Origin of the sequence: Bacteroides sp. HMSC067B03 (assembly GCF_001811315.1) — a bacterium.
GTDB classification, from domain to species: domain Bacteria; phylum Bacteroidota; class Bacteroidia; order Bacteroidales; family Bacteroidaceae; genus Bacteroides; species Bacteroides faecis.
The window spans coordinates 1-2432 of record NZ_KV804407.1 but is presented as its reverse complement, the minus strand read 5'-3'; the positions used below and the strand labels follow the sequence as shown (position 1 = coordinate 2432).

The 2432-nt window shown below is 38.9% G+C and carries 6 protein-coding genes; 1 reads left to right on the top strand and 5 read right to left on the bottom strand.

Annotated features, from left to right (window positions below):
• On the top strand, positions 1–223 hold a 223-nt coding region (locus HMPREF2794_RS17725), incomplete at its 5' end, for a hypothetical protein (protein WP_070752092.1).
• Positions 224–238: 15 nt separating this feature from the next.
• On the opposite strand, the gene HMPREF2794_RS17720 is transcribed toward HMPREF2794_RS17725, so the two are convergent.
• From HMPREF2794_RS17720 to HMPREF2794_RS17700, 5 genes are all read right to left on the bottom strand, one after another.
• The gene (locus HMPREF2794_RS17720) at positions 239–748 is read right to left on the bottom strand and encodes a hypothetical protein (RefSeq protein ID WP_007569216.1); all 510 of its coding nucleotides are present in this window, start codon (positions 746–748) and stop codon (positions 239–241) included.
• Positions 749–1015: 267 nt separating this feature from the next.
• Positions 1016–1453 (bottom strand): hypothetical protein, encoded by a 438-nt coding sequence (locus tag HMPREF2794_RS17715; protein WP_005868821.1) that lies wholly within the window; start codon positions 1451–1453, stop codon positions 1016–1018.
• Between the two features lie 43 nt (positions 1454–1496).
• Positions 1497–1745 carry a hypothetical protein gene (locus HMPREF2794_RS17710; protein ID WP_005868823.1) on the bottom strand — a complete coding sequence of 83 codons (249 nt, stop codon included), beginning with the start codon at positions 1743–1745 and terminating at the stop codon, positions 1497–1499.
• A gap of 13 nt (positions 1746–1758) precedes the next feature.
• Entirely contained in the window at positions 1759–1995 is a 237-nt protein-coding gene (locus HMPREF2794_RS17705; RefSeq protein WP_005868824.1) for a hypothetical protein, read from the bottom strand.
• Between the two features lie 73 nt (positions 1996–2068).
• The gene (locus tag HMPREF2794_RS17700) at positions 2069–2380 is read right to left on the bottom strand and encodes a DUF2958 domain-containing protein (RefSeq protein WP_005868826.1); all 312 of its coding nucleotides are present in this window, start codon (positions 2378–2380) and stop codon (positions 2069–2071) included.
• Positions 2381–2432: the final 52 nt, after the last annotated feature.

The window sequence follows — 2432 nt, the reverse complement described above, 5'->3', positions numbered from 1 at the left end:
ATCGGAGAACACACTGAAAAGCCTCCAGCCGGATATATCCTCCACCACCTTCATCGCTGCTGTCAAAATCTTCCAAATGGAAGGGGTACTAAAAAGCCTTCAGGACATAAAGTCTGCGCAAAGCCCGATTACAAGCGGTAATAAACGTAACATGGAGCAAACAAATTTACTATTCAATTTTCAGTTTTTTTCTATTTCTATACTACTGTACGCCATAAAATAACGAAGAAACTTATTCCTATATCAATTCATAATCAATAACATACAATTCACCAAGAATATTAGGGAATGCTACAGTATCATATATCACCTGCCCTACTCCATTAAAATTACCCGGAGATATTACAGATGCTACAACACCATGATAAGCTGTGGGAGAAAAAGAAAGATCTGCTAATCCATTTATCCCAATAACATTTTTCTGTACACCAGCATTATTAACATTACAAAAAATTGCATAATGAATAGTTTGATGTAAATTTACAGCAGCATTAGGAAGATGCACAAAATATAATATATCTCCATTATTACATTTAGCTAAATCATGATAGGTATTTATTTTTTGTATCATACTTTCTAAAGAAGCTCCAAAAGGATTAACTGAAATTCTTTTTCCTGTTGCCTGTTCTATAATTCCTCTAACTAAATTAGCACACCCTCCACCATTTGTAGGTAAATTAACATTCAAATTCTGAGTATTAGTAATAAATTGTGTAATCAATTGTCTATCATTTATACTTATAGCCATATATTATAACTCATGTTCTCCTACTCTCTCAAAGGCTTTTCGGAACCTGCCTATAAAAACTGTCTCTGTAAGCTTACCCCACAAATCTACCCTATAATCCCCAAACCGCTATCATCCCTTTTCTGAATGCCATGGAATTTTTTCCGAATACATAAGTTAGAAGATGAAAAAAGATTGTATTCAAAGTTTTTGGTTCTTTTTTGAAAAAAGAACCGCTGGCCAAAAATCCAACGGTTACTTTACTTTCGGAAAAATATGCAATGAAGTTTATAGGCCGAATGAGGAACGCAGCTTCTTCATGGCATTCTCCACATCAAAGAAAGACACATCCATAAGATCTTCTCCCCATGCTTCCGGAAAGTCAAGAATGGAACGTCCGTTATTAAGAACCGCATCACGGATGGCTTTCATCACATTCTGCCGAGTCGGTTCCAGCTTGAAGAAAAGGCAATGCCTGACTGCCATTGTAAGGGTATCATCATCTATAAAGAAACGGATGGTGACGGTCATGTGTACCTGCGTCCGTTTCTCCAGTTTCTTCTTTTTAGTTTCCAGTTTGGCCAACCGGGAAACATAGAATGAAGGGATATGTTTCCCGGATTCAACGCAAGTCTTCATCGCTTCATGTATTTCAGCGATGCCGTCACGTATATCCGTCAAGTCGGTGCAGTTGGATGCAACCGTATAAGCCGATAACTTTTTCATCTCAAAAGCCGTTTTTATATGGCAAAAGCCCTGTTTGTGAAACTTATAATATATGAATCTCCTTATCACCTACCTTCTCGTCCGATACGACCAATACCTCGTACTTCATCCTCTTGTAATTATAGACTACGGCAAGCGTATTAAAGCCACCGTTATCATACCGCCTGTCATAAACGGTATGTACATACTCATACATCGCATTCCCCATCATGAACTTTACGGAAACATCCGTAAAGTAAAATGCCACCGCATAAGCCAGCGTTTTCTTTTTATCAACCTTTTTTGTTTTCATAACCATTTGTCCTTTATTGTTTTCTGATAAAATATTCAATGGCCGAATGAACCAATATATAATGTGTGGGTGTCTGCCTGCACTGTTCCGCATAAGGATTATAGAACTGGAGAGCCAGCGCATGGTATAATTCCGGCAATTCCCGCTTGATTCTCGCCGTAAGCAGCCGATAGGAGCATTTTCTACCGTACTTCATCAGCTCACGCCATTTGTCCTGTGTTATTTCCGTGCAATTCGTCTCGTAAACCATAACTTCCGTTTTTAAGTTCAATATTCCGGTTGGAAAGCGGAAAGGGGTTGTTCCCTCTCCGTTTATTCTCTAATCAATTCAGGCAAGCTTTTACCGTTATACCGGTTTTCAGTCCTTTATCCAGCTGCACGGTCAACCCACGAACATTCACCTCTTGAATTTGAGAAAGAAGCACATAACCCCATTCCCATTCTTGAATATGGCAATAACCGAAAAAAAGCCAGTCACCGTCTTCCTGCTGTTCGGCTTCCGTTACCAACCATACCACCGAAGAAAAAGGAAGGAAAAACCTTGCGATGACTTCCGCATTAAGCCCCTGCCCCTCTTTTGAGTACAAAGGGTTGGCTTCAAACACATTCTTTAGTTGTTCCGTCACTGTAATCATATGTCACATTTTTAAAGGGTTAAACTTCTAATTTTATGCTTCAGCTAGATTT

Bases quoted from the DNA above. Each gene is read 5' to 3' on its own strand.
- HMPREF2794_RS17720 (WP_007569216.1), bottom strand. From the start codon at position 748: ATGGCTATAAGTATAAATGATAGACAATTGATTACACAATTTATTACT.
- HMPREF2794_RS17715 (WP_005868821.1), bottom strand. From the start codon at position 1,453: ATGAAAAAGTTATCGGCTTATACGGTTGCATCCAACTGCACCGACTTG.
- HMPREF2794_RS17710 (WP_005868823.1), bottom strand. From the start codon at position 1,745: ATGAAAACAAAAAAGGTTGATAAAAAGAAAACGCTGGCTTATGCGGTG.
- HMPREF2794_RS17705 (WP_005868824.1), bottom strand. From the start codon at position 1,995: ATGGTTTACGAGACGAATTGCACGGAAATAACACAGGACAAATGGCGT.
- HMPREF2794_RS17700 (WP_005868826.1), bottom strand. From the start codon at position 2,380: ATGATTACAGTGACGGAACAACTAAAGAATGTGTTTGAAGCCAACCCT.